Origin of the sequence: Pseudomonas sp. RAC1, assembly GCF_030658255.1 — a bacterium.
Lineage (GTDB): Bacteria > Pseudomonadota > Gammaproteobacteria > Pseudomonadales > Pseudomonadaceae > Aquipseudomonas > Aquipseudomonas boreofloridensis.
This window is the reverse complement of record NZ_JAUTXS020000011.1, coordinates 40,475-63,343: the sequence shown is the minus strand read 5'-3', so window position 1 is coordinate 63,343 and position 22,869 is coordinate 40,475. Positions and strand designations below refer to the sequence as shown.

Below are 22,869 nucleotides of genomic sequence, written 5' to 3'. Positions count from 1 at the left end.
ACCTGATCCCATCCCGAACTCAGCAGTGAAACGATGCATCGCCGATGGTAGTGTGGGGTTTCCCCATGTGAGAGTAGGTCATCGTCAAGATTCATTTCGCAAAACCCCTATCTGCGCGAGCAGGTAGGGGTTTTGTCTTTTTGGTGTTTTCAAAATCAGCGCTGCCCTCTTGGGAGGCAGCTTGCAACCCCAACAGAACTCTCACACCATGACCGGTCGTGTGAGGGCGCTTACAGCCTGATCACTCTTGAGTACAAGCACATCGCCTTCAAGTGTGTCGAGCACCACCTCAGCAGTATTGCCAATCAGGGCCCCGGAGATACCCGTGCGCGCAACTGTTCCGATAATGGTCACCACCGCATCGATTTTCTTTTCGGTGTAAGGAATCAGCACATCCGCTGGTCCTTCGGCGACATGCAGCCGCTGATCGCTGATGTCGAACTCCGCCTGGAAAGCTGAACACGCCTCGCGGTAGCGCTTTTCGATAGTCTCGCTGAGCCGATACACCGGATCGGAGGCAGCCAACATGGGCGAAGGGTGAGCGCTGATCACGTGCAGTTCACCTTTGGCCAAGGTGGCGATAGCGTAGCCATGGTCAATGATACTGGCATGCAGGCGGCGGTGATCTTCATCCTGATTGCCCACATCCACTGCCGCCAGGATGGCGCCGCCGGTCCAAGGCCGCTCGCTCTTGACCATCAGTACGGCACACGGACAGTTGCGCAACAGTTTCCAGTCGCTAGGCGTCAGCAGGGCTTTGCGCAGGGGGTTATCCGGGTGATGCTCTTTGATGACCAATTCGCAGCCTTCGGCCTGCTGCACAGCGATGATTGACTCATGCAGGCTGTCCTGCCAGGCCTGTTCGTGGCTGACACTATCGTAGCCATCGTCATGCAACTGACTGGCGAGCAAGCTCAGCAGTGCGTGATGGTCGCGCTTCTTGTCACACATCAGCAGATGCAGGCGTGCACCGGTAACCCCGGCAATCAGCTTGGCGCGAGTCAGCGCGCGACTGTGGGCGTGTTCAGGGTCGAGCACGACGAGGATGCTGCGAACGGCTTGCATGGCATGAAACTCCTTGGATCGCGAGGGCTCACACCTGACTATAGTTGGCCAATGCGGCGATGCCGTTTGACCTGTATCAAGCGCAAGCGCTGGCGATAGCTGTCACCGTCGGTATAATCCCGCGCTCCTGCGTTGCCAACCTCCGTGAATTTATGTCCCTGACTCCTGAAATCGATGCCTTCCTTGGCTGCCCCACACCCGACGCCTGGATCGAGGCTGCGTTGGCCGATGAGCACACCTTGCTGATCGACCACAAGAACTGCGAGTTCAAGGCCGCCAGTACCGCACTCAGTTTGATCGCCAAGTACAACACGCATTTGGAACTGATCAATATGATGTCGCGCCTGGCGCGTGAGGAACTGGTGCACCACGAACAAGTGTTGCGCTTGATGAAGCGTCGGGGTGTACCGTTGCGCCCCGTTTCAGCCGGGCGTTATGCCTCTGGACTGCGGCGAGTGGTGCGTGCCCATGAGCCGGTGAAGCTGGTCGATACCCTGGTGGTCGGCGCTTTCATCGAGGCCCGCAGTTGCGAGCGCTTCGCGGCCTTGGTCCCACACCTGGACGAAGAACTGGGTACGTTCTACCACGGCTTGCTCAAAAGCGAGGCGCGCCACTATCAAGGCTATTTGAAACTGGCGTATGAGTATGGAGAGGCGTCAGATATCGCGCAGGTGGTGCAGAAGGTTCGGGAGATAGAGGCGGAACTTATAAGTTCCGCCGATGGGGAAATGCGCTTTCACAGCGGCATCCCAATGGCCCAGCCAGCCTGAGTGGGCCAGAAGGTTGCTTAACTTACTGTCTACGGCCGAGTAGCAGGCCTACCACCAGACCGATGCCAGCGGAAATCGCCACAGTCTGCCAAGGATGAATGCCGATCAGCTCTTCGGTCGCCTCGACCACCGGCTGCGCTTTTTGCCCCAGACGGCTGGTGGCCTGACGCGCCTGACGCAGCTTCAGACCGAGCTGGGCGCGCAGTGTATCGGCTTCCTCGCCTACCAAAGACGCGCTGCTGTCCAAAAGCTTTTCCGACTCCTCGATAAGCGCTTGCAACTCGCTGAAGACCTGATCCTTGATCTGCTCGGTTTCGCTGGTCGCGTTGGATTTCCTGGCCATGGATGCCTCCTTGTAGGTGTGTTGGTGTAAACAGTGGAAAGCCGTGGTCGGCGAAAGTTGCACTGGCTTGGCGATGGTGCATCGCAAGCGTGTAAGATATCGCTCATTTTCAAGCGGCAGGAAAGACCATGAGTTTCAATCTGGCCAATAGAGACTTCGCCGAGCGTGCGCAGATCGAGTCGGAAAAGGCGCGCTTGTTCGAGCTGTGGCAGAACAACCTGGGCAAGGCCAAAGCCGAGGCGGCCAGGATGATTGCCGAAAAGTCGCGGCGCAAGGGCAAGTGGGCGGAGTGGGTGCGTGCGGAGCTGGACGGCATATCGCCCCCTGAATTCGCTAACATGATTCGCAGCGAAATCAACAAGATGATGGCCGCCGCCAGCGCCAATCGTTGATGGCTACCAGCCGAGAGTACCTGGCTGGGGCAGATCGAGTTTGCCCTTGTCGGTGAAACGGATCGTTCCCAACGGACCCCCGGCCAACTTGCCACGCAGAACGTAGGGCAGGCCCTGTAGCGACTGTGCACGGCTCAGGCCGTAGGCTTGGCGTAGAAAGGAAAACGCGGTAATGCTCACCGGTACTACGATGACCGTCTCCTCATAACGCCCGATGTGGCCGCGTTGATCGCTGACACCAGCCGCCAAGGGTTGATCGTTCACCTCCAGATTCAAGGCAACGCCGTTGAAATCCACAGGCGTTTCGTTGGGGTTCTGAATGCGGATCTTGACTGCCATGCGTAACTCTAGATCTTGCCCCGCAAGAGGTTCGATACCGATGACGCTGATGTTCAGAGGATCTCGTGGTTGCAACAGCGCGCAGGCGTTGAGCAGCAGGGCCAGCATCAGCACCATGCACAGGCCTGGTCTTGAGCGAAAGCGGACAGTCATGAGCAGGCGCCTTGGCGTGTGGATGAGCGCGCAGTGTGGCAAATGCGGCGTGTCGTTGAAAGTGACAGTGGATATGAAAGATACTCTTTCGCATTAACACCAATCCTACTGGCATCATCTCTCCATGCTGACGTCTCCCGTGTCCAGCCTGCTGGCAAGCTTCCAGGAGCACTACGACGACTTGTTGTCGTTCCTCACGCGTCGTATGCAAGACCGACAGCGCGCCGCCGACGTTGCGCAGGAAACATACCTGCGCTTGGTGCGTATCGAGGCACAGGCCATCGCGGTCGCGCACCCACGCAGTTTCATCTTCCGGGTCGCCGGCAACCTGGCCATCGACGCGCTGCGGCACGAGCGACGCCGAGCGTCGAATCATGAACCGGAGGAGGGTAGGGGCGAAATCCCGTGTCCCTCGCCCGCCCCGGAAGCTACGCTGTTAGCTCGCGAGCGCCTGCAAATCTTGGATGACGCCTTGCTGCAGTTACCGAGCAACGCCCGTCAGGCCCTGCTGCTGAACCGGGTCGAGGGCCTGACTCAGGCGCAGATCGCTCAGCGGTTGGGCGTTTCCCCGAGCATGGTGGCAAAATACATCGGCCAGGCCCTGCGCCACTGTCGTGACTGGCTCGAGCAAAACCATGACTGAGCGGCCTGCGATGACCCCGCGACCTCCCCACAACGACCTCTGCGACGATGCCCTCGACTGGCAGGTCGTGCTCCACTCCGGTAATGCCGGTGCCGATGACCATGAGCGTTACCAGCGCTGGTGTGCGTCCAGTCCGGCCCATGCGCGTGCCGCTCGTGAGGCCGAGGCGCTGTGGGGCGATCTCGGGCAGACCCAGGCTGCACGGACGTTGCACGCCAAGCCGCTATCGCGTTCTCGGCGGCGCTGGCCACGCGCACTGGCCGCATCGATAGTGATGGTCGCCATCGCTTGCACCGGATGGCAGCAAGCGCCGATGTGGTTTTCTGACTATCACACCGCAATGAACCAGCGTCAGACTTTCACTCTGGCCGACGGCACACGTGTCACTCTGAACGGCAATAGCGCATTGTCGGTGTCATTCAGCGATACACGGCGTGAGGTCGTGCTGCAGGCAGGTGAAGCATTGTTCGATACCGCCAGCGATCCGCGTCCGTTCGTGGTCGATGCCGGAGGCGAACCGGTCGAGGGCCGCCATGCCTTGTTCAGCGTGAGACGCCAGGCGTCCGGCGCTGAAGTGGTGTTGACCCGGGGCGAAGCGCAACTCGGTGGGCGACAGCTTTCACTCACCCCTGATGCCGAGGCCCGGACCGCCTGGCGGCGCGGCAAGCTGATCTTCAATGGCAAGCCGCTTGGCCAGGTACTCGCCGAACTGGAGCGATACCGTCATGGGCGTATCATCATTTCCGATGCCCGCCTGGCAGACCTCGAAGTGAGCGGGGTGTTCGATCTTGACCAGCCGGACGCCTTGCTTCGTACCCTGGAGCAGCGCTACGGTTTGACAGTGACCTACCTGCCGCTTCTGGCAGTGGTGCGTTGATCGAGAAGATAATCGAAATATTTTTCATTTCCTGCTGCAAGTTTCCGCTGGCCAGATCGTCGTAGGGGGACTGATCCGTACACTCCCCTCGACTCGCCTGGAAGCTCACTTGTGAAGGCCACGCTCAATTCCCTGAACCGCTGCGGCGGTGGTTTCAAATATGTCCTGGCATCCTGCAGCGCCGTGCTGTCGCTGGCAGGCCCGCTGCCGCTGCTGGCGGCCGAGTCCCTCGACAGTGCCCAGGTGCAGTCACGCCAAGTTCGGCTCGATCTGCCCGCGCAACCGCTGGATCGCTCACTGACCGCCTTTGCCGACCAGGCGGGTCTGCATGTGCTCTACACCACGGCCGATGTCGCTGGTTTGGACGGACCACCTCTGCAGGGTAGCTACACCATCAACCAAGCTTTCCAGGTGCTGCTGGCCAGTACGGGTATCGACTGGCAGTTCAACGATGCCCGCACCGTAACACTGCGCAGGGCCGACGTAGCGCCGCAGAGCATCAACCTCAAGCCCATCGAGGTGAGTGTCGCCTCGCGCACCAGCACTGCGATCAGTGAAATCCCCGGTACTGTCTGGGTGGTGGATCAACAGCAACTGCGCGAGCAGATCGACAGCGGCGTGAGCCTCAAGGAGGCGATTGGCAAGCTCGTCCCTGGCCTGGACTTGGCGCCGGAAGGCCGCACCAATTACGGCCAGAACATGCGTGGGCGCAATGTGCTGGTGATGATCGACGGTGTCAGTCAGAACAGCTCGCGTGGTCTTTCGCGTCAGTTCGACAGCATTTCGCCATTCAACGTCGAGCGCGTCGAGGTGCTTTCCGGCGCCAGCGCCCTCTATGGCGGCGGTGCCACCGGTGGAATCATCAATATCGTGACCAAGAAGGGGGAGCCGGGGCCGACGCGTTTCGAGACGCAAATCGGTGCCAGCAGCGGTTTCAACAACAGCGACGACCTGGCGACCCGCATCGCTCAGTCGATCAGTGGCGGTAACGAGTGGATCAGCGCCCGTCTGGGTATCTCCGATGAGCAGAACCAGGCCTTCTATGACGGCGCGGGCAAGCAGATCTTCATCGACAACACGCAGACCGATCTGCAGTACAACCGCACCCTCGACCTACTGGGCACACTCGGCCTGCAACTGAACGACGAACAGAGCCTGGAGTTTCTTGCCCAGTACTACGACTCCGGTAACACGGGCAGCACGGGCATTTTCTTCCCCAACCTCAAGCACAACGCGCCGTCGGATCTGGAAGACGCGCAATTGCGCGGTGGCTATTCCTCCGACTTGCAACCGCGTACCCAGCGCCTGCTGCTCAACGCCAACTATCACCATAGCGACGTGCTTGGCCAGGACTTCTACCTGCAGGCCTCGTATCGCAAGGAAAACGACAACTTCTACCCGTTCCCGTATTACAACGCCGGCTCGCCGCGTGGATCGCGCGGCGTGTACTTCGCAGCCTCGCAGCAGAATTTCGAGGTCAGCAGCCTCAAGGCGCTGTTCTCCAAGCAATGGGATCGCTTGAAGCTGACCTACGGCGTCGATATCGATCGCGAGCGCTTCAGCGCCGAGCAGACCACCTTCGATGCGCTAACTTCATCGAACAGCGGCGGTCTCGACCTGGACAAGGCCAGCAAGGCGGCGCGCTATCCCAGTTATCGGGTCGACGGTGTCTCGCTCTATGCCCAGGCCGATTGGCGCCTCACCGATAACCTCACGCTATCCGGCGGCGCTCGGCGTCAGCATATGGACGTGGACGTGGGGGACTTCAAACGAGTGCCGGGCGGTAGCAACGACTATCAGGTCAATCTGTACAACCTGGGCGCGATCTACGATTTCAAGAACGGTCACCAGATCTGGACCAATTACGGCGAAGGGTTCGATCTGCCAGACCCGGCCAAGTACTACGGCAAGCCAGGGCTGTCCGTGGCCGACAACCCTCTGGCTGGCATCAAGAGTCGCCAGGTCGAGATGGGCTGGCGCTACAGCGATCTGCAATGGGATGCCCAGGCGGCGCTGTATTACATCTGGTCGGACAAGATCATCAACGTCGACCAGCAGACCTTGACCATCAATGTCGATGAGCAGAAAAGTCGCGACTTCGGCTTCGAAGGTGCCTTGACCCGGCACTTCGACAGCGGCTGGGAGGTTGGCGGCACCTTGCACCTGGTACGTTCGGAGGAGGAGGCGGCCAACGGCGGCTGGAACAAGCGTGATGCGCGTTACGCCTCGCTCTCCAAGTCTACGGCGTTCGTCGGCTGGAAGGGCGATGGGCGCAGCGCGCGTCTGCAGGCCAACAGGGCCTTCACGCTCAAGGACGATGCCGACCATCAGATCAACGGCTACACCACCTTCGATTTGCTGGGTAGCCAGGAAACCGGCTTCGGGACCTTCAGTGCGGGTATCCAGAACCTGTTCGACAAGCAATACAGCACGGTATGGGGCCAACGGGCGACGCTGTTCTATTCGCCGACCTACGGCCCTGCCTACTTGTACGATTACCAAGGCAGGGGTCGTACTTACAGCCTGACCTGGAGTCTGGCGTACTGACCGGCTGCACGCGTCTGGTCAAGGCAGGGGGCTCGCAGTGCCCACCTGCCTAGCTGAAACATCGCGAATCAACTCAATACGGCTTCATGCTTTTTTGGCGAACCTGTCGAGACTTAGGCTATCCAACGCTTGGTCACGAATTTTCGTACCGGAGGTGAAGCATGAATACCACACTGCCGCTCTTGGCTATCAGCCTGCTCCTGTGCCTGCCGGTACAGGCTGCCCCAGTGCAGCTCCCCCTGCTGGCCGCCAGTGACTCGAACAACCCTTACAACAGTCCGATCCAGCGCGCCAACCCCAACAGTCGCCAGGGCAGCGTGCCGGATACGCCCCCGGTACGGGGGCCCTCGACGGCACCTGTTGAACGTCCCCCGACGCTGGAAAACCGCGGCATCGGCAATGGCGACAACCTGCGTCGTCAGCAGCAGACACCGAACCTGGAGCCCCGTCGGCCTCCACGCGACTCGCAACGCACGCCTTGAATCCCCCTGGAAGGAATCCCCTATGACCCCACGTACCTGGATGACCACACTGGCGGCTGCTGTACTGTTTCCATTGCTGGCGCAGGCCGCTGCCGAACAGCGCTTGCCCAGTGAAGAAGGCGAGTTGACGGTCAGCACTGTCGCCGACGGCCTCAACCACCCTTGGGCGCTGGCCTTCCTGCCTGGTGGCAAGGACATGCTGATCACCGAGCAGCCAGGCAATCTGCGCATCGTCAATGCCGAAGGCAAGGTCGGCCCACCGTTGTCGGGCGTGCCGAAGGTCTGGGCGCAAGGGCAGGGCGGCTTGTTGGATGTGGCCCTCTCACCTGAGTTCGCCAAAGACCGGACGGTGTACCTGTCCTATGCCGAGGAGGGCGCGGACGGCAAGGCCGGTACGGCAGTTGGTCGGGGGCAGTTGTCCCAGGATCGATCGCGTCTGGAGAACTTCAACGTGATTTTCCGCCAGCAACCGAAGCTCTCGGTGGGTAATCACTTCGGTTCCCGGTTGGTGTTCGACCGTGACGGCTACTTGTTCATCGCCCTGGGCGAGAACAATCAGCGTTCCACTGCCCAGGACCTGGACAAGCTGCAAGGCAAATTGGTGCGAATCCTGCCCAATGGCGAAGTACCCAAGGACAACCCCTTCGTTGGTCAGAAAAATGTGCGGCCGGAAATCTGGTCGTTCGGCCACCGCAACCAGCAGGGCGCGGCGCTCAATCCTTGGACGGGCCAGCTCTGGACACATGAGCATGGGCCGCGCGGTGGCGACGAAATCAATATTCCTCAGCCGGGCAAGAACTATGGCTGGCCGATTGCCACCCACGGCATCGATTATTCCCTGTTGCCGATTCCCGAGGCCAAGGGCAAGCATGTCGATGGCATGGAAGACCCACACCACGTCTGGGAGAAGTCACCCGGCATCAGTGGTATGGCCTTCTACGACAGCCCCACTTTCAAGGCCTGGGATCACAATCTGTTCATAGGGGCCTTGGCCACTGAGGAGTTGATCCGTCTCCAGCTCGACGGCGACAACGTGGTCCACGAAGAGCGTTTGCTTGGCGAGCTCAAGGCGCGAATTCGTGACGTGCGGGTTGGCCCTGATGGCTATCTCTATGTGCTGACCGATGCGCAGGATGGCGCGCTACTCAAGGTGGGCTTGAGCAAGGATTGATCGGCGGCCCCACGCCAACGCTGCTTGCACTATCATGGCGGCTTTGCCCAGGCATGCCGCCATGACGCCCGCTGCTCTCTACCTCCAAGCTCTGCAACGCGAGGGTTTCGTCGCCGATGCCGCGCAGGCCTCGGCGGTCAGCGCCCTTGAGCGCTGTTTCGAGGCCGTCCAGCAAGGACGTGCCGTCAAAGGCGTCTATCTATGGGGGCCGGTGGGGCGTGGCAAGACCTGGCTCATGGACCTGTTCCATCGCTGCCTTGAAGTGCCGTCGCGGCGTCAGCATTTCCATCACTTCATGGCCTGGGTGCACCAGCGCCTGTTCCAGCTCGTGGGCACCGCCGATCCTCTACAGGCCCTGGCTCAGGCGTTGGCGCAGGACATCCGTGTGTTGTGCTTCGACGAGCTGTTCGTCACCGATATCGGTGATGCGATCATCCTCGGACGCCTGTTCCAGGCGCTATTTGAACAAGGTGTCGTGTTGGTCGCGACCTCTAATCAACCGCCTGACCAGCTCTATGCCGATGGCTTCAACCGCGAACGCTTCCTGCCGGCGATTGCGGCGATCGAGCAGCATATGCAGCGGGTGGCGGTAGCTGGCGATCAGGACCATCGGCTGCATCCCGGCGCGCAGTTGCAGCGTTACTGGGTGAGCGAGGCAGGCACCGCCTCTGCGTTGGCGGCCGTGTTCTGTCAACTGAGCGCTGGCGAAACGGCTACTGAGCTAGCGCTGCAGATCGGCACACGGCACGTCACGGTCATTCGTCGCAGTGAGCGGGTGATCTGGTGCGACTTCACGCACTTGTGCGACCAAGCGTTAGCGGCGACGGACTTCATGGCCTTGTGCGATCGCTATAGCGCGATTCTGGTCAGCGCCGTGCCCGCACTGGGTGGCCAACAGCGCGCCGGGCGTATTGCCCGTGGGACGGAAGATGCCGCGCAGCGCGTGATCGCTGGCGACCGCGAGCTGCCGGCGCTGTCACCGCGTGATGACAGTGTGCGGCGCTTCATCGCACTGGTCGACGAATGTTACGACCGGCGAATCGCCTTGTACCTGGAGGCTGCCGTGCCGCTCGAGGCGCTGTATACCGAAGGTTACCTGTCATTCGCCTTCCGCCGAACATTGAGTCGCTTGCAGGAAATGCAGTTGCAGCGCTTCGCCTGAGGACCTATCGCAGCCAGTCGATCAGCGCGTCGTGAAAGCGCCCGGGCGCCTCGATTTGCGGCGCGTGACCCAAGCCTTTGAAGGTCACCAGTTTGCCTTGGGGTATCAGTTTTTCCACCTGAGGGCCCAGTACCGCATAGTGGCCCAATTTGGCTTTGATCTCGGGCGGTGCGATGTCGCTGCCGATGGCAGTGGTGTCCTGGTCGCCGATCATCAGCAGCGTCGGCATCTGCAGGTTCTTGAACTCGTAGACCACCGGCTGCGTGAAAATCATGTCGTAGATCAGCGCAGAGTTCCACGCCACCGCTTCATGTCCTGGTCCTTGGTTCAGGCCCACCAACATATCTACCCAGCGCTCGTATTCGGGCTTCCAGCGCCCGGCGTAGTAGGTGGTGCGTTCATAATTGCGCACGCCCTCGGCATTGAGCTTGAGCTCGCGTTCGTACCATTGATCCACCGTGCGGTAAGGCGCACCCAGGGCTTTCCAGTCTTCCAGGCCGATGGGGTTGACCATGGCCAGGCGCTCGACCTGCTGTGGGTACATCAGGGCATAGCGGGTGGCTAGCATCCCCCCCGTCGAGTGGCCCACCAGGCTGATCTTGTCGATCCCCAAGCGTTCGAGCAGCGCATGGGTGTTATCCGCCAGTTGTTGGAAGCTGTACTGGTAGTACGCCGGCTTGCTGGAGGTGCAGAAACCGATTTGGTCGGGAACGATGACCCGATAGCCCGCCTTGCTCAAAGCGTCGATCGAGGACTCCCAGGTGGCGGCGCAGAAATTCTTGCCATGCATCAGTACCACGCTGCGACCATTGGCACGACCTCGGGCGGGTACATCCATGTAGCCCATCTGCACGGTCTGGCCTTGTGAGCTGAAGTTGAAATGTTGCAATGGATGAGGGTAGGCGAAGCCTTCGAGCTGCTTGCCGTAGGTGACGGATTCAGCGGCGAGGGCCGGAGCGCCGGCCAGGCATGCCAAGGTCAATGCGGTTATGCGCAGCATGGCGAAGACTCCGAGTTCGGTCATGTAGGAAGCGGCGACTGTAGCAGTCGGTTGACCTGCGCAGCGGACAAAGGTGTCACCCGGTGTGAAACCAGCCCAGGGTAATCAGTATCAGAACCCAGTAGCGACCAGCCTTGGCCAGGGTCACCAATAACACAAAGCGCCAGAGCGGCTCGCGAAGGATTCCCGCGACCAGCGTCAGTGGATCGCCGATCACCGGCACCCAGCTCAGTAAAAGCGACCACTGTCCCCAGCGCTGGTAGTGGCATTGTGCGCGTTGCAACTGAGTGGCGCTGAACGGGAACCAGCGTCGATCACGCAGGCGTTCGATTGCCCGGCCCAGCAGCCAATTGACCACCGAGCCGAGCACATTGCCGAAGGTGGCCACCAGCAGCAGGAGCAGCCAGGCGTCAGGATCGCGCAGCAGCAAGCCGACCAGTACGGCCTCGGACTGCAGCGGCAGCAGCGTGGCAGCACCGAAGGCGCTGAGAAACAGGGCCCCTAAACCGATCATCAGTACTCGGCGACCACGGTGTCCCGACCCTCGCGCGTGAGGCCGATCACCTGGTAAGCGTCTTTACGCGCCCCCGTCTCCATCCCCGGGGAGCCGATCGGCATTCCCGGCACTGCCACACCCACCAGATCGTCTCGCTGAGCCAGCAGGCGGACCTGCTCGGCGGGCACATGGCCCTCGACGAATTTGCCGTCGATCACTGCGGTATGGCACGAGGCGAGTCTGGGTGCGACGCCCAGGCGCTGTTTCACCGCGCTCATGTTCGGCTCGACATGGTCATTGACCGTGAAACCGTTGTCGCGCAGGTGGACGATCCACTGCTTGCAGCAACCGCAGTTCGGGTCGCGGTAGACATCGACGACCTCGGAGGCCTGGGCCAGGCCGCCGCAGGCCAGCAGTACGAACGCCAATAGGTGCTTGTTCAGCATGAAACACTCCTCGATCAATGCGCCTGCATTGCGCGCGCCAGCGTCACGTAACGGTCGAGCATGCAGCGCCTTGTCTGACCTTAGCCTGAAGCGCAGATGACAGTTTTGTCAGGCGTGTTCTTGTGCTTCGCCCAAGTCGCGCATCAGCAGTCCGAATTCCAGCGGCACCTGCTCGGGCACCGGCAGGTACACCACATGCCCGTCCCCTGGGGCGACATCGATGGCATTGCCCTGGCGATCGCTCAGACGATCGAGGTCGAAATGATAGTTGCCGCGAGGGGTCATGAGCTCGAGCGTGTCGCCCACTGTGAAACGGTTCTTGACCTTGACCTCAGCCAGTCCGTCGACGCGCTGTCCAGTCAACTCACCGACAAACTGCTGGCGTTCTGAAACCGAATGGCCGCGTTGATAGTTCTGATATTCATCGTGCACGTGTCGGCGCAAGAACCCTTCGGTGTAGCCGCGCTGGGCGAGCGATTCGAGATCGTCCATCAAACCGCGGTCGAATGGCCGTCCGTCCGCCGCATCGTCGATGGCCTTTCGGTAAGCCTGAACGGCACGCGCGCAGTAGAAATGCGATTTGGTGCGGCCCTCGATCTTCAGCGAGTGCACGCCCATCTGCGTCAGGCGTTCGACGTGCTGAACGGCGCGCAGGTCCTTGGCGTTCATGATGTAGGTACCGTGCTCGTCCTCGAATGCCGGCATCTGCTCATCTGGCCGGTTGTGTTCCTGGAGCAGGAAGACTTGATCGCTGGGCGCGCCAACGCCCAGCGTAGGCTCGACCGTACGCACGATCTCGCCGGTGACGTTTTCGCAGGCTTCGGTGGCCTGGTACTTCCAGCGGCACGCATTGGTACACGTGCCTTGGTTGGCGTCGCGCTTGTTCAGGTAGCCCGACAACAGGCAGCGACCGGAGTAAGCCATGCACAGCGCACCATGCACGAAGACTTCCAGCTCCATGTCAGGCACCTGCCGCCGTATTTCCTCGATCTCCTCCAGCGACAGCTCGCGCGACAGAATCACCCGACTCAGCCCCATTTGCTGCCAGAACACGACACTGGCCCAGTTCACCGTATTGGCTTGCACCGAAAGGTGCACCGGCATCTGCGGGAAGTGTTCACGCACCAGCATGATCAGGCCGGGATCGGACATGATCAGCGCGTCGGGTGCCATCTGGATCACCGGCTCGAGATCCTTGAGGAAGGTTTTGAGCTTGGCATTGTGCGGCGCGATGTTGACCACCACGTAGAACCGCTTGCCCAGGGCATGCGCTTCCTGGATGCCCACGGCCAGGTTGGCATGATCGAATTCGTTGTTGCGCACCCGCAGGCTGTAGCGCGGCTGGCCGGCATAGACCGCGTCTGCACCGTAGGCGAAGGCATAGCGCAACGTCTTGAGCGAGCCGGCAGGGGCGAGCAATTCAGGCTTGGCAAGAGAGTTCATGGACGCACCGGGGCAAAAGGCGCGAATGCTAGCGATAGGGCGCCCGTGGTGTGTTGATCTGAATCAAGCGCCTGATGGCACTTTTGCCTGCGCGCTGCGCACTAAGGTCCAGGACAACCGAGGAATCCCCATGAATCAAACCGCTCTACAAAATCGGGCACTGGCCGTCTTGCTGGCGCTGGTGACCATCGCCTTCGTGTGGATTCTGTTGCCTTACTATGGCGCCATCTTCTGGGGCGTGATCCTCGGCATTCTGTTTGCGCCCCTGCAGCGCAATCTGCTTATTCGCTTCAACCGTCGGCGTAATCTGGCCGCGTGCGCGACGCTTGCCACCTGTTTGCTGATCGCGGTTCTGCCCGTTATCGTCATCAGCGCCTTGTTGGTGCAGGAGGGCGCGACGCTGTACCAGCGCATCGAAAGTGGCCAGTTGGACATCGCCGGTTACGTCGAGCGCGGTCGCGACATGCTGCCGCACTTCGCGCAGAATGGGCTGGATCGCCTGGGTGTCGGCAACCTCGACGGTCTGCGCGAGAAGATCACCCAATGGGCGACCCAGGGCAGCCGGTTCCTCGCCAGCCAGGCCTTCAGCTTTGGTCAGGGCACCTTCGATTTCCTGGTCAGCTTCGGCATCATGCTCTACCTGCTGTTCTTCTTCCTGCGCGAGGGGCCGGAGTTGGCGCGCAAGGTGCGTCAGGCTGTACCTCTGCCCGAGCAGCAGAAGCGCCGCCTGCAACTGAAGTTCAACCGTGTAGTGCGTGCGACCGTCAAAGGCAACCTGCTGGTGGCGATCACTCAGGGCGCCCTGGGTGGTTTCATCTTCTGGGCGCTGGACATTCCCAGTGCGCTGGTCTGGGCGGTGTTGATGGCATTCCTTTCGCTGCTGCCTGCGGTGGGGGCTGGCATTGTCTGGGGGCCGGTTGCGGTGTACTTCCTGCTCACGGGCGCCATCTGGCAAGGGGTCGTACTGGCCGCATTCGGCACGCTGGTCATTGGGCTGGTGGACAACGTGCTGCGGCCGATCCTGGTGGGCAAGGACACCCGTATGCCTGACTACCTGATCCTGGTATCGACCCTCGGTGGGCTGGCGGTATTCGGGCTCAATGGTTTCGTGATCGGGCCACTGATCGCTGCCCTGTTCATCGCCAGTTGGACCATCTTCACCGAGACCACGCCACAGGTACAGTTGCCGTCGTGAGCCGAATCAGGACCGTTCCAGCGTAAAGAGCTGGAACAGCGCCTGGGTATGGGGGCATCGGGCGAGGGCGCCTGTCATGTTCAGACCCAGGCGCCTGGCTTCGGCTTTCATGGGAATCAGCACGGGCGTATGTCCGAACACAATCACCAGCCCGCCGTACCGAACCAGTGGAATCAGGCGTTCGAACAAGTGCACAGCTTCATGCTGGCGCATGACTTCGGCATTGAGAAAACGCAGGACCAGGACATCGCATCGCCCGGGTGCAATTGCCGGGGTGATTGCATCGGTCAGTGCGAAGCGCAGATTAGGATGCACGTGCTGGACGCGTGCATGGTCGATCATGGCAGCCGAGATATCGCTTCCCAGACACTGCACGTGCGGCAAGCCTGCCGCGAGACTGGCGATGAACGTGCCGGTCGAGCACGCCGGATCGTAGACCACTGCCCCCGGTGCAAGGCGCTTCGACAGTAACCCGAGGCAGTGCTGCCGGAAATGTGTCTCCTGGGGATCCAGGTGGCGAGCCAGCCGTCGCGTGTCATCCCAGAACGACAAGGGTGCCACCTGCTCATTGCCGTGTTCGTCGAGCACAGGGAAGGGGAAGTGGACCGTTGCGTCGGGACTGCATGAGGCCTCGCTGAAGAGACGGAGCTTTTCTTCCAGACTCAGGGCGGTGTAGTGCAGGCGTAGGCAATGGTGGGTGTGTCTGGCCTTGAGTAAGGGGCCTAACAGCATCCTTGGGCTGAGGAGGCTACCCAGCGCGCCTGTTTCGTCCAACAGCTTGCGACCGAGGTAGTTGACGCCCTTCAGCTGAAGCACGAACAGGTTATTCAGGCCGTGCCCCATAGGCTCTTCGAAGAATGCTACGGTGCCTGGCTCGTGAGTGAAGGCCGGTAGGTGACGAGCTATCCAGCATTCGCGTTCGGCGTAGTGCTTTTGCATGACGGGACTCACCGTGTTCGGTTTTGTAGAGAACGGCCTCTGGGGCCGGGACAGACCACATTTCCGCTGCACACGAGGTGAAAACGCTCAAGGCCGGGAATGGCCACGTTGACCAGGCTTATGCCGTTCTGGCCTCGAAAGACCTCGCAAACCCCGGCGTGTTGGCCATGCCTTCGCAGGTCCGCCCACAGCTGTGCTACCTGCTCACGGACCGTCGTGAATGGGGGCGCTGGAGGTAGCGGCACGACTTCGCCGGCTGCTTGATGCACTGTGCCGAGGTCGAGTTGCAGGCACGCGTGCAAGCGCGGGAACGGGCGTAGCTGTTGCTCAGCCAGCGTCAGCTCGGCTTGGGCCTCTGCAACCTGGCTGTTGAGCTGGACCTGAACCAGCTCTGTGACTGCTCGGCGCACTGCATGCCAGGGGTCGAGCGATGCACCGGCACCAAACAAGGCGCCATGCAACGTCGTCTCCGTTGTGATGCGAAGTGCGAGGTAGGTGCGGCTGGCAAATTCGCTGCTGATGTCCAGCACTCGAATCTGCGCGTCAAGGCACTGCTCGGCTTGCCGCCACAGGTGGCCAAGGGCGCAGCTGGGGTCTGGTTTGCTGACCCAGCGCAGCAGCGAGGGCTGCCGATAGAAATAGTGACGTAGAAAAAACAGTGACAGCGCGTCGCGCTCGATGCTTTGGTTCAGCGCGTGTAGCACCGCCTCCAGGTAGGTCGCGCCGATGGCTGCACCGTCGTTACTGCTGTAGCGCCGCAGGCCGCGGTAGTCGAAGGTCTCGCCGGGTAGAGGGTGGTCGGCATGATCAGGCAGGCTGAGGGCAAGCGGATAGTCGAACAGCCATTCCCCGTCCAGATCATGGTAGGCCTGGCACGCTAGCGTTTTATCCGGCTGCTCGGCCAGCCAGGGCTGGAGTATGTCCTGCTGCAGTGCTGGCATGCGCGCCAAACGGCCAGCCACGCTGAGGTGGGTCGCGCGTACGTGGTGCTGCTCGAGGAAGTGTTCCAGCGCTTCGAAGCGTGCGCCAACCCGCGCCTCTGCCTCAAGACCTTTGCCGCAACCCTGGCTACTGGCGCCGCAGTGACGACTTAGGGTGACGCGTGCCGAGCCCACGTTGGTGCCGCTCCATTGCTCATTGACGCTGAGCGACAACTGCCGCAGTTGCTCGTCTATGCGCTGGCTGGCCAAGGCGAGAGGCAACTCCCGCTCAGCGACTTGTGTGATATCCATGGCGACTCCTGGGGGCAAGGCGGCTGGAGGGCCGCCTTGCAGGCAAGGTTATTCGCCTTTGAGCTCAACCTGCTCATGCTCGGCCAGTTGCAGGGCTTCGCGCTGCTCTGTGGCCTGTTCGACAGGTTGCTCGACGCGCTCGGCGTCCTGCTCGTTCAGCTTGTTGCTCAGACCACGAAAGAGATATCCCATGATGAAACTCCTAGAACAGTGAGTGTCTTTGGCGGTGCCGGATGGCCCGCAGACACAGTGTTCCCCAGTCATGTGCTGTGCTCATAGACGGCAACGGGCGGGGCGGCTGCGTGATGACACCAGGGGTCACAATTGCAGCGCTTGACGACGGTTTTTCAAGCGGACGCGTTTAGTTGGGCAGACATCGCCCGTTTCAAGGGCCTGTGCCGGTCGTTAACGGATAATCAGCGGAAAGATCTTTCATTCGATGTTCGTAGGGCTCTTCCGTATAAGCCGTCGAAATTGGAAACTTTGCCGTTGTTCATACAGCCTTTGAGGCCTGTTCCCAGCAATCAACGGCTGCATGAAGTGTTGGCAAGTGTCCGCTTCTTATTTCAAGGTGTAAGAAACACCCACGTAAGCGGCCAGCCCCTCGCCTGGCGTCGAGCGCGCCATGTCGCTGCCGCGGTCATCGAAGCCAGGTGTCACGGTGGCGGCGTAGCGCTGTCCGGTGAGGTTGCGCAGGTCGAGCCAGGTCTGCCAATCGCGTTTGGGCGAGTCCCACCCCAGCCGCGCGCCGAGCAGCGCGTAGGCATCGGCGTGGTAGCTGTTGGCATAGTCCACCTGTGTTTTGGAGGCGATCTGCGTATTGACGCCGACATTGAAGCCGTTCGGCCAGTCGTAGCGCAGTTCGGCCTGGTAGACGTGCATGGGGATCCCGGGCAGGCGGTTGTCGCCGAAGCGGTCGTCGTCGCGGTAGTGGAAATCGCTGAAGGTGTAGGCCTGACGCAGCGACAACTTACCGGCACCGGGCCGCTGCCAAAGCAGGCTGTCCAGCCCGGCCTCGATCCCCTGATGCACTGTGGCGCTGGCGTTGAACTCTTTGAACGGCTGACCTGGGACGATTTCCACCGCCAGCAGTTCATGGCGGACCTGCGAGTAGTACCAGGCCAGCTCCCAGTGCCCCAGCGCGGCATCGCCGCGCGCGCCGAGCTCGAGGGTGGTGGCGGTCTGATTCTGCAGCTTGATTGGCTGAGTCGCTACCGTCGAACTCCAGATCAGCGACCAGGGGTGCGGTGGCTCTACCGAGCGGCTGAGGTTGGCGTAGACCTGGGTCTGTGGATCGATGTCGTAGCGCAGGCCCACGCGTGGCGCGTAGTCCCAGTCGTGTTGGCTGACCTTGCCGCCATTGGCCGGGTAGCTGACCGCGCTCTCCCGGCGGGTGTAGATCATCACCAGACCGGTGGTCAGCCACAGGTCGGGCAGCAGTTCCAGGTCGTTGCCTGCATGCAGGACGGTATCCGAGCCTTGGTAGCTGAAATCGCGGCTGCGTGGGCCGAAGACATCGCCGTTACGCACGAACTGCGACGCGCCGCTGTTGGGCAGATGCTTGGTGGTGCGCCAGCCGACGGTGGTTTTGCTGTCGAGGCCGAACAGTGTGTCGCGGCGCATGTAGTTGAGCGTACCGCTGACGTCGGTGTAGGCCACCTTCAGGCGCATCGGGCCTTCGCGCAGGTCCATGGGATAGTCGTGGTAGACCAGCCCCGCTTCCAGGCGTGAGTCGTCGTCGAGGAAGAAGGTGGTTTTATTGCCGACCCAGGTGCTACCCGGCTGAGGTCGACTGTCGTCGCGTGCCAGATAGCCCGGGTTGGCGGCGCGCGGGTCGTGCTTGATCTGCGCCTTGGTCAGGCGTCCGGCCAGCTGGTTTTCGGTCTCCCGGTAGCGCAGGTAGAAGCGGGTCTGCAGGTTCGGGTTGAAGCGGTAGCCGATATTGGCGGCGATGCCTTTGGCGCTGCCGCTGCTGTGGCGTTGATAGCCATCGTAGTCGGCGTCGGTCAGGGCTACGTAGTAGTCCAGATCGCCCAGCACCTGTCCGGAACTGATGTGCCGGCGCTGATAGCCCCGGCTGCCGACCTCGTAGCGGACCTGCAGAGGCGCGGCATCCTGCCCGGTGTGGGTGACGTAATCGATCGCTCCGCCCAAGGCCAGGGCGCCTCGATCGAAACCGTTGGCCCCGCGCAGGACTTCGGCACGGCTGAGCCACAGCGGCTCGAACAGCTCATAGGGCGTACCGCCTGGCCCTGTGAGCGGCAAGCCGTCGAACATTGTGTAGACCCCAGAGCCGTGGGCGCCCGGTGCGCGATTGATGCCGGAGCCGCGAATCGACAGTTTGATGCCATCGTTGCCGGCCGACTGGGCGAACACGCCCGGTTGATAGGCCAGCACATCCTGGTTGCTGGCCACGCGCCCCTGGTCGACCCTGTCCATGTCCACCAGGTTGCTGGCACCGGGGATCTCGTGCAGGCGTGCGGCGGCATCCTGCAGCTCGGCGTGCTCCTGGTCCTGGATCAGCACCTGGCCCAGCTCGATGGGCTCCGCGGCCTGGGCGGTGGCGCTGACCCACAGGGCCAGCAGGGAAAGGGGAAGCGTCTGACGCATGGGCAAGGGGTTTCCAGAACGAAGGCGGGGTTGTGACGCTGCAACTGGAGGACGAAGCACAGTCGGCGATCTGCAGGGCGCGCCACATGAACCTGCGTGGTAGCCTTGGCCGGTTAAAGCCGTTTCGGACGCCCCATGGCCAACCACAAGATCGAGATCCGCCGTCGCAACATCGAGAAGATTCTCCAGGCCGCCGAGCAGGTATTCGCCGAGCAAGGCTACGGCGTCACGTCCATGGCCGATATCGCCGAGCGTGCCCAGTTGCCGCGCTCGAACCTACACTACTACTTCAATACCAAGGACGAGCTGTACCGCGCGGTGCTGCAGGACTTGCTGGAGGTGTGGAAGCAGGATGCGCTGTGCTTCGAGCGTTTCGACGACCCGCGCGTTGTGCTGACCAGCTACATCCGCGCCAAGATGGGCCACTCGCGTTCGCGTCCGCTGGGTTCGAAAGTCTGGGCCGAAGAAATCCTGCATGGGGCGCCGCTGCTAGGTGACAGCCTGGGCGAGTCGCTGGTGCCGTGGGCACAGCTCAAGCAAGCCAAGATTCGCCGATGGGTGGAGCAGGGGCTCATTCTGCCGGTGGAGCCGTCGGCGTTGCTCTACATGATCTGGGCCTCTACTCAGCATTACGCCGACTTCGGCTATCAGGTGGCGTTGCTCAACGACGGCGAGCCGCTCTCGGATATGGCCTTCGAGCGGTCCGTGCAAACGGTGACTGGCGTGATTCTGCGGGGGATCGGCCTGGAGCCCTAGCGGTGAAGGTCACTGAAGTCGCACCTGCACTGGGCGGCCCGCCCCTGTAACTCGACGGAGCGGGCTCATTTGCAGGGTGAGCGATGTCAGCTCGCTTCACGGTAGGGGTTGCGTGGATCCTGGGTCCAGTTCAAGTACGGTTTGCCGGTGTCCTGGCCGACCATCTCGATGCAGTCCTGCACCGGGCAGGTGATCTGGCACAGGTTGCAGCCGACGCATTCTTCCTCGATCACGCTGTAGGTGTGAGTACCGTCAGCCTGCAGGGTACTGGCGATGGCTTGGTGCGAAGTGTCTTCGCAGGCGATATGACAGCGTCCGCAGCCGATGCAGGCCGACTGATCGATGTGCGCCACCGACTTGTAGTTGATGTCCAGGTACTTCCAGTCGGTGGTGTGGGCCACCGCCTGACCCCGGAAGGCCTCCAAATTGCGGTGTCCCTGCTGGTCCATCCAGCGCGCCAGACCGTCCTGCAAGTCTTCGACGATACGAAAGCCATGCAGCATCGCGGCCGTGCACACCTGCACCGCGCCGCTGCCCAGGGCGATGAACTCGGCGGCGTCTCGCCAGGTGCCGATGCCACCGATACCACAGATGGGCAGGCCACGGGTTTCGGGGTCGCGGGCGATTTCGGCGACCATGTTCAGCGCGATCGGCTTGACCGCCGAACCACAGTAGCCGCCGTGAGTGCTCTGATCGCCGACGATGGGGTGAGCGACCATGCGTTCCAGGTCGACGCTGGTGATCGAATTGATGGTGTTGATCAGCGACACCGCATCCGCGCCCCCGCGATGGGCCGCCCGCGCCGACTGACGAATGTCGGTGATGTTGGGGGTGAGCTTGACGATCACCGGCAGTGAGCAATAGGTCTTGCACCAGCGTGTGACCATCTCCACATACTCCGGCACCTGGCCGACCGCCGCGCCCATGCCGCGCTCGGGCATGCCATGGGGGCAGCCGAAATTCAGCTCGATGCCGTCGGCGCCGGTCGCTTCCACCAGCGGCAGGATGAACTTCCAGCTCTCTTCCTCGCACGGCACCATCAGCGAGACGACCAGCGCACGGTCCGGCCAGTCCTTCTTCACCTGGGTGATCTCACGCAGGTTGACCTCCAGCGAACGGTCGGTGATCAGCTCGATGTTGTTGATGCCCTGCACCAGACGGTTGGCGCCGAAGTGCGCGGAGTAGCGCGACGACACGTTGACTGCAGCGGGGTCTTCGCCAAGGGTCTTCCACACTACGCCGCCCCAACCGGCCTCGAAGGCGCGGATCACGTTGTAGGCTTTGTCGGTGGGCGGCGCGGAGGCCAGCCAGAACGGGTTAGGTGCCTTGATGCCGGCGAATTCGATGGACAAGTCGGCCATTTACGCAGCCTCCACGTTGAGCATGAGTTGGGCATGGATGGCTTCGGCGGCCAGCTTGCCATGTTGCACGGCCTGGACGGTGAGGTCCTGGCCCAGCGCGGTGCAGTCGCCGCCGGCATAGACGCCAGGCAGGCTGGTGCGCATCTGCGCGTCGACGCGAATGCGCTCGCCGTCGCGTGCCAGTTGCGCGGCAATCGGGTCGGCCAGGCCGGCGTGGTCGAACCCTTGGCCGATGGCCTTGAAGATCGCGTCTGCGGCCAACTCGAAAGTCTCGCCGGTGTCGGTCAGACGGCCTTCGACCAACGCGGTGCGAACGAAACGCATGCCCCGGACCCGGCCCTGTTCGTCGAGCAGCACGGCCTCGGGACGCGCCCAGGTGTGCAGTCGTACTTGGTCGGCCTTGGCAATGGCCTGTTCGTGGTCGGTGGCCCCCATGTCGGCGACGCCGCGGCGGTATACCAGGTTGACGTCGCGCGCGCCCAGCCGGCTCATCTGTACGGCCATGTCGATGGCGGTGTTGCCGGCGCCGATCACCAGACAGCGCTCGGCCAGAGGCAGTTGGCTGAGATCGTCGGTCTGACGCAGTTCACGAATGTAGTCGGTGGCGGCGAGCATGCCCGGCGCATCTTCATCGGCCAGGCCAAGTTCGCGCACGGCGTTCAGGCCGAGGCCGAGGAATACCGCGTCGTATTGCTCGCGTAATTCGCCCAGGTTCAGGTTGTCCCCGAGACGCTGCCCGTGGCGGATTTCTATGCCGCCTACGCCAAGCAGAAACTGCACTTCGCGCTGGGCGTAGTCATCGACCAGCTTGTAGCGGGCGATGCCGTACTCATTCAGCCCACCGGCTTTTTCGCGGGCCTCGAACACCACGACCTCATGCCCGTGCAGCGCCAGACGATGCGCGCAGGACAGTCCTGCAGGACCGGCGCCGACCACGGCGATGCGTTTGCCGGTGGCCGGCGAGCGCTGGAACGGGTGGGCGGCGAAGTGGGCGTTGTCCAGCGCATAGCGTTGCAACTGGCCGATCAACACGGGCGCGCATTCCTGGGCGTTGTTGCGCACGCAGGCCTGCTGACACAGGATTTCCGTAGGGCAAACCCGCGCGCAACTGCCGCCGAGAATGTTGGCCGAGAGAATTCGCTCGGCGGCGCCCTGGAGGTTGTCGTCGCTGATGCGGTGGATGAACGACGGAATGTCGATCTCGCTCGGGCAAGCGTTGACGCACGGTGCGTCGTAGCAGTACAGGCAGCGCGCGCTTTCCACGGCGGCCTGGCGCGCAGTCAGGGGCGGGGCGAGGTCGCTGAAGGCGGTGTCGAGCTGGTCGGCGCCGGCGCTGGGACGTGGTAGGTGGTTCAGGGTGTCGATCACGGTTGTAGCCTCTCTCTTTTTTTATGGGTACAGGCGGCGGTTACTCGCCCGTCCGTTCAGGGGATGGCAGTCAACAGGT

22 protein-coding genes, 1 rRNA gene and 1 pseudogene are annotated in these 22,869 nt (G+C 61.9%); 11 read left to right on the top strand and 13 right to left on the bottom strand.

Annotated features, from left to right (window positions below; genetic code table 11):
• Nucleotides 1-90, top strand: a 5S ribosomal RNA gene (gene rrf / locus Q7C30_RS02135); the annotation flags it as partial.
• A gap of 111 nt (nt 91-201) precedes the next feature.
• On the opposite strand, the gene Q7C30_RS02130 is transcribed toward rrf, so the two are convergent.
• Nucleotides 202-1,065, bottom strand: coding sequence for a universal stress protein (locus tag Q7C30_RS02130; protein WP_317870487.1), 864 nt, complete (start codon nt 1,063-1,065; stop codon nt 202-204).
• 152 nt (nt 1,066-1,217) lie between these two features.
• On the opposite strand from Q7C30_RS02130, the gene miaE reads away from it, so the two are divergent.
• Nucleotides 1,218-1,835: a tRNA isopentenyl-2-thiomethyl-A-37 hydroxylase MiaE gene (miaE, locus tag Q7C30_RS02125; RefSeq protein ID WP_029613110.1), complete on the top strand. Its 618-nt coding sequence runs from the start codon at nt 1,218-1,220 to the stop codon at nt 1,833-1,835.
• Nucleotides 1,836-1,857: 22 nt separating this feature from the next.
• Here the strand turns inward: miaE and Q7C30_RS02120 are convergent, their stop codons facing one another.
• Nucleotides 1,858-2,178 (bottom strand): DUF883 family protein, encoded by a 321-nt coding sequence (locus Q7C30_RS02120; RefSeq protein WP_029613111.1) that lies wholly within the window; start codon nt 2,176-2,178, stop codon nt 1,858-1,860.
• Between the two features lie 128 nt (nt 2,179-2,306).
• Here Q7C30_RS02120 and Q7C30_RS02115 point away from each other — a divergent pair, with 128 nt between their 5' ends.
• Nucleotides 2,307-2,570, top strand: coding sequence for a hypothetical protein (locus Q7C30_RS02115; RefSeq protein WP_039576789.1), 264 nt, complete (start codon nt 2,307-2,309; stop codon nt 2,568-2,570).
• 3 nt (nt 2,571-2,573) lie between these two features.
• On the opposite strand, the gene Q7C30_RS02110 is transcribed toward Q7C30_RS02115, so the two are convergent.
• Nucleotides 2,574-3,026, bottom strand: coding sequence for an LEA type 2 family protein (locus Q7C30_RS02110; protein WP_317870484.1), 453 nt, complete (start codon nt 3,024-3,026; stop codon nt 2,574-2,576).
• Between the two features lie 160 nt (nt 3,027-3,186).
• Between Q7C30_RS02110 and Q7C30_RS02105 the strand changes: the two are divergent.
• From Q7C30_RS02105 to zapE, 6 genes and pseudogenes are all read left to right on the top strand, one after another.
• Nucleotides 3,187-3,693, top strand: a pseudogene (locus Q7C30_RS02105) (sigma-70 family RNA polymerase sigma factor); the annotation flags it as partial.
• Between the two features lie 4 nt (nt 3,694-3,697).
• Complete coding sequence (locus tag Q7C30_RS02100) at nt 3,698-4,582, top strand: FecR domain-containing protein (protein WP_317870483.1); 885 nt, start codon at nt 3,698-3,700, stop codon at nt 4,580-4,582.
• Between the two features lie 183 nt (nt 4,583-4,765).
• Nucleotides 4,766-7,129 (top strand): TonB-dependent receptor, encoded by a 2,364-nt coding sequence (locus Q7C30_RS02095; protein ID WP_317870489.1) that lies wholly within the window; start codon nt 4,766-4,768, stop codon nt 7,127-7,129.
• Between the two features lie 161 nt (nt 7,130-7,290).
• Nucleotides 7,291-7,611: a hypothetical protein gene (locus Q7C30_RS02090; protein ID WP_317870482.1), complete on the top strand. Its 321-nt coding sequence runs from the start codon at nt 7,291-7,293 to the stop codon at nt 7,609-7,611.
• Nucleotides 7,612-7,633: 22 nt separating this feature from the next.
• Nucleotides 7,634-8,782: a PQQ-dependent sugar dehydrogenase gene (locus Q7C30_RS02085; protein WP_317870481.1), complete on the top strand. Its 1,149-nt coding sequence runs from the start codon at nt 7,634-7,636 to the stop codon at nt 8,780-8,782.
• A 61-nt stretch (nt 8,783-8,843) separates the two neighbouring features.
• Complete coding sequence (gene zapE, locus Q7C30_RS02080; RefSeq protein ID WP_317870480.1) at nt 8,844-9,944, top strand: cell division protein ZapE; 1,101 nt, start codon at nt 8,844-8,846, stop codon at nt 9,942-9,944.
• A 4-nt stretch (nt 9,945-9,948) separates the two neighbouring features.
• Here zapE and Q7C30_RS02075 read toward each other — a convergent pair whose 3' ends face one another.
• The 4 genes from Q7C30_RS02075 to yegQ all read right to left on the bottom strand — a co-directional run bounded on the left by Q7C30_RS02075 (nt 9,949) and on the right by yegQ (nt 13,329).
• On the bottom strand, nt 9,949-10,944 hold the full coding sequence (locus tag Q7C30_RS02075) for an alpha/beta hydrolase (RefSeq protein ID WP_317870479.1): 996 nt from the start codon (nt 10,942-10,944) through the stop codon (nt 9,949-9,951).
• A 76-nt stretch (nt 10,945-11,020) separates the two neighbouring features.
• Entirely contained in the window at nt 11,021-11,458 is a 438-nt protein-coding gene (locus tag Q7C30_RS02070) for a YqaA family protein (protein WP_317870478.1), read from the bottom strand.
• Nucleotides 11,458-11,886 carry a DUF411 domain-containing protein gene (locus tag Q7C30_RS02065; protein ID WP_317870477.1) on the bottom strand — a complete coding sequence of 143 codons (429 nt, stop codon included), beginning with the start codon at nt 11,884-11,886 and terminating at the stop codon, nt 11,458-11,460. The genes Q7C30_RS02070 and Q7C30_RS02065 overlap by 1 nt, the downstream gene beginning before the upstream one ends.
• A gap of 108 nt (nt 11,887-11,994) precedes the next feature.
• On the bottom strand, nt 11,995-13,329 hold the full coding sequence (yegQ, locus tag Q7C30_RS02060) for a tRNA 5-hydroxyuridine modification protein YegQ (protein ID WP_295487795.1): 1,335 nt from the start codon (nt 13,327-13,329) through the stop codon (nt 11,995-11,997).
• A 130-nt stretch (nt 13,330-13,459) separates the two neighbouring features.
• On the opposite strand from yegQ, the gene Q7C30_RS02055 reads away from it, so the two are divergent.
• Nucleotides 13,460-14,524 carry an AI-2E family transporter gene (locus tag Q7C30_RS02055; RefSeq protein WP_295487793.1) on the top strand — a complete coding sequence of 355 codons (1,065 nt, stop codon included), beginning with the start codon at nt 13,460-13,462 and terminating at the stop codon, nt 14,522-14,524.
• 6 nt (nt 14,525-14,530) lie between these two features.
• On the opposite strand, the gene Q7C30_RS02050 is transcribed toward Q7C30_RS02055, so the two are convergent.
• The 4 genes from Q7C30_RS02050 to Q7C30_RS02035 all read right to left on the bottom strand — a co-directional run bounded on the left by Q7C30_RS02050 (nt 14,531) and on the right by Q7C30_RS02035 (nt 19,305).
• Nucleotides 14,531-15,463 (bottom strand): class I SAM-dependent methyltransferase, encoded by a 933-nt coding sequence (locus tag Q7C30_RS02050; protein WP_317870476.1) that lies wholly within the window; start codon nt 15,461-15,463, stop codon nt 14,531-14,533.
• 8 nt (nt 15,464-15,471) lie between these two features.
• On the bottom strand, nt 15,472-16,695 hold the full coding sequence (locus Q7C30_RS02045; protein ID WP_317870475.1) for a YcaO-like family protein: 1,224 nt from the start codon (nt 16,693-16,695) through the stop codon (nt 15,472-15,474).
• A 48-nt stretch (nt 16,696-16,743) separates the two neighbouring features.
• A complete protein-coding gene (locus Q7C30_RS02040; RefSeq protein WP_155290516.1) occupies nt 16,744-16,887 on the bottom strand; it encodes a hypothetical protein in 144 nt (47 codons plus the stop codon).
• A gap of 369 nt (nt 16,888-17,256) precedes the next feature.
• Nucleotides 17,257-19,305 carry a TonB-dependent receptor gene (locus Q7C30_RS02035; RefSeq protein WP_317870474.1) on the bottom strand — a complete coding sequence of 683 codons (2,049 nt, stop codon included), beginning with the start codon at nt 19,303-19,305 and terminating at the stop codon, nt 17,257-17,259.
• Between the two features lie 135 nt (nt 19,306-19,440).
• On the opposite strand from Q7C30_RS02035, the gene Q7C30_RS02030 reads away from it, so the two are divergent.
• Nucleotides 19,441-20,061, top strand: coding sequence for a TetR/AcrR family transcriptional regulator (locus tag Q7C30_RS02030; RefSeq protein ID WP_039576826.1), 621 nt, complete (start codon nt 19,441-19,443; stop codon nt 20,059-20,061).
• 86 nt (nt 20,062-20,147) lie between these two features.
• Here the strand turns inward: Q7C30_RS02030 and preA are convergent, their stop codons facing one another.
• Nucleotides 20,148-21,422, bottom strand: a complete 1,275-nt coding sequence (gene preA, locus Q7C30_RS02025; protein WP_317870473.1) for an NAD-dependent dihydropyrimidine dehydrogenase subunit PreA — start codon at nt 21,420-21,422, stop codon at nt 20,148-20,150.
• Nucleotides 21,423-22,790 carry an NAD(P)-dependent oxidoreductase gene (locus Q7C30_RS02020; RefSeq protein ID WP_317870472.1) on the bottom strand — a complete coding sequence of 456 codons (1,368 nt, stop codon included), beginning with the start codon at nt 22,788-22,790 and terminating at the stop codon, nt 21,423-21,425.
• Nucleotides 22,791-22,869 lie beyond the last annotated feature (79 nt).